The sequence below is a fragment of the Tateyamaria pelophila genome (genome assembly GCF_019966495.1).
In the GTDB taxonomy this organism is placed as follows: Bacteria; Pseudomonadota; Alphaproteobacteria; order Rhodobacterales; family Rhodobacteraceae; genus Tateyamaria; species Tateyamaria pelophila.
On sequence record NZ_JAIMIA010000252.1, the window covers coordinates 1 to 2,779 of the forward strand.

General features: G+C 57.7%; 4 protein-coding genes. 2 read left to right on the forward strand and 2 right to left on the reverse strand.

Going from position 1 to position 2,779, the window contains the following annotated elements; genetic code table 11:
* Window positions 1–499 precede the first annotated feature (499 nt).
* On the forward strand, window positions 500–1,411 hold the full coding sequence (locus LC354_RS27255) for a pirin family protein (protein WP_223429071.1): 912 nt from the start codon (window positions 500–502) through the stop codon (window positions 1,409–1,411).
* 66 nt (window positions 1,412–1,477) lie between these two features.
* Here the strand turns inward: LC354_RS27255 and LC354_RS27260 are convergent, their stop codons facing one another.
* A complete protein-coding gene (locus tag LC354_RS27260; RefSeq protein WP_223429072.1) occupies window positions 1,478–2,065 on the reverse strand; it encodes a TetR/AcrR family transcriptional regulator in 588 nt (195 codons plus the stop codon).
* A gap of 107 nt (window positions 2,066–2,172) precedes the next feature.
* On the opposite strand from LC354_RS27260, the gene LC354_RS27265 reads away from it, so the two are divergent.
* On the forward strand, window positions 2,173–2,409 hold the full coding sequence (locus LC354_RS27265; protein WP_223429073.1) for a hypothetical protein: 237 nt from the start codon (window positions 2,173–2,175) through the stop codon (window positions 2,407–2,409).
* Between the two features lie 12 nt (window positions 2,410–2,421).
* On the opposite strand, the gene LC354_RS27270 is transcribed toward LC354_RS27265, so the two are convergent.
* Window positions 2,422–2,779, reverse strand: a 358-nt coding sequence (locus LC354_RS27270) for a transposase (protein WP_223423163.1), incomplete at its 5' end; no start/stop codon positions are given.

Consider the following 2,779-nt stretch of genomic DNA (forward strand, 5'->3'; position numbering starts at 1 on the left):
ACATCACGCAATTTCCTGTCGATGATCAAACTGGCATCCGTCAGGCTGTGGATCGAGTTTTATGAGTCCGCTGCCTAGGTGCCTCCCCTGACGCTCAGCAGACCAACAGCACACAAACACATCCTGAGTCCCATAGTCTTGCCCTGAAATCGGTATCGACAATAAAGCAGGCGCGAGACAAGCAGCGGAAGCACGTCCCCCCTTGTCTCGACCCGATGTCCATCCTATGTCAATCGGAGACGGGTTCTGCCTTTCTCGTGACAGGTTGCATTCCGGTGGCCTTAAGCAATTCCGAGGGCGCTGGCTCTGTCCGGATCCTGGTCCGGTTACCTGGCACCCACCTGTACATACAGGTCCTCGGGAATGAGAGAACCAAACGGCTGTGGTGGTTCCCGTCGCACTCCCCACATCTGCGCACAGAATGCGTTCGCCGCTGCCAATTGCAGCCGTTACAGGCGCGCCTATGTTATGGCAAACGCAGATCCCAAAGGAGACACAGATGTCCCTCAGACCCACACTCGAAACCCGCCGCGCCCAGCCGACCATGGAAGGTGCCGGCGTCCACCTGCACCGCGCCTTCGGCTTTCAGGATCCAAGCGAACTGGACCCATTTCTACTCTTTGACGATTTTCGCAACGACGTGCCTGCGCATTTTGAAAAGGGATTCCCCTGGCATCCCCATCGCGGCATCGAGACCATCACCTATGTTCTCGAAGGCACGGTGGACCATGGCGACTCGCTCGGCAATGTCGGGACTTTGGGTGCCGGAGACGTGCAATGGATGACCGCGGGCTCGGGCATCCTGCACCAGGAAATGCCGCATGGGAATACTCGTGGGCAAATGCACGGCTTTCAGCTTTGGGGCAATCTGCCATCGGCGCAGAAAATGACCGCGCCGCGCTATCAGGATGTGACGGCCGCAGACATTCCCGTGGTCACGGATGATGACGGCACGCAGGTGAAAGTCATCACCGGCGACTTCTGGGGCAAGAAAGGCCCCGTCGACGGTATCGCAGCAGACCCGCAATACCTTGACATCTTCGTGCCCGCCGGGCTCAGGAAAACGTTCAAGATCGACACCTATCGCCGTGCCTTCGCTTACGTATTCGAAGGGGCGGGCGCCTTTGCCGACGCCTCATCTCCCTCCGGTGTCTTGCTGGAAAAAGAGGTCGCAGGCCAGGAACTCAACATCCGCGACCTGTCTGGCGACAGAACGCTGATCCGCTTTGGCACGGGCGATGAGGTGACGGTGCAGGCAGGCGCGGACGGCATCAGGTTCCTGCTGATTTCAGGCGCGCCGATTGACGAACCCGTGGCGTGGCACGGCCCCATCGTGATGAACACGCAAGAAGAATTGATGCAGGCCATGACAGACTTGCGTAACGGTACGTTCATCAAACCGGCGCACTGAATTCAGTCGGGTACGGGATGGTGGGTGGGGCGTCTTTGGCGCAAAGCGACAAAGAGCGTCCGGCCATCATCCCGCAGCAACCACCTTGCGCACCATGTCCCAATACTGATCCTGCACATCCGCAAGGCTCAAACGACCCTCGGACCTGAACCAGGTGTTCACACCCGTCAGCATCGCAATCAACGCCAGTGTCGCGATCTTGGTATCCACCACCTCAAACTGATCGGCCTCGACACCGGCGACCAATATTTCTTCGAGCACAGTTTCATACCGTCGGCGGAGCGTTTCAATCTCGCGAAAATTTTCAGCCGACAGGTTGCGCAACTCCATGTAAGCGATGAACACCGCATCAGGACGGTCATGGTGAAAGGCGATGTGAAAGCGTACGAACGCCTTCAGACGTGACACAGGGTTTGGGCCGGGCGTGTCCCGCACCGCTTCCAGCAACTCGACCATATGGTCTTGCATCAATTCAAAGAGCAGCGTTTGCTTGTCCGGTGTATAGTTATACAATGCGCCGGCCTGCACCCCCACCTCCCGCGCAATCTGGCGCATGGACACCGCTGCAAATCCGTGCCGCGCAAACAACTGCAAGGCTGCCGCGCGGACGCGCGGACCGGTGATATCGGAATGTGAGCCTGTGGTACGTGCCATCGGTCTGATTTAACTGAACGATCGTTCAAAACCAAGCAAAGCTTGCACGGAACACGCCCGTCGTGCATCACATATGCAGATTTATTACCGATCGGACCCATTCGGCCATGCGCGTTGCCTGCCTTGCCCTTTGTTTGACGCTTTGCTCTTGCATCGATATCCCCGAGGTAGACGGAACTGTCCTGCCCGAATTCGAAGATGCACCCTACCCCGATCTGGTTCCGCTTGACCCGTTGATGGCGGGTGCAATCCCTTCCGGGGTGGACACCGAAGAAACCACGCAAAACCTCGAAGCGCGCGTTGCATTGCTCCGGGCGCGGGCTCGGGCGCTTGAACTGCGCTAAAGCATTTTGCATTTAATCTGAGGCATATCCGGCGGCTTTGAGAAAGTTCCAGCATTCTACTGGTTCGTAGAGATCGCAGATGTCGCCAAGCGCTTCAAACAAGGCATCGTAGGTTCTGGCTCCGATGCGCCGCAGATGGGATTTGAGCTTTGAGAATGCCATTTCAATTGGATTGAGGTCCGGACTGTAAGCAGGCAGAAACAAGAACCAGCAGCCGCGCTTGCGCAGAACTTCGGCTGCGCGCGGACTTTTGTGGGTGGACAGATTGTCCAGGATCACAACGGTGCCGGGGTCGAGCACCGGAGCGAGTTGTGTTTCGATGTAGGTGTCGAATGCCGGGCCGTTCATCGCGCCTGTGATGACCCAAGGC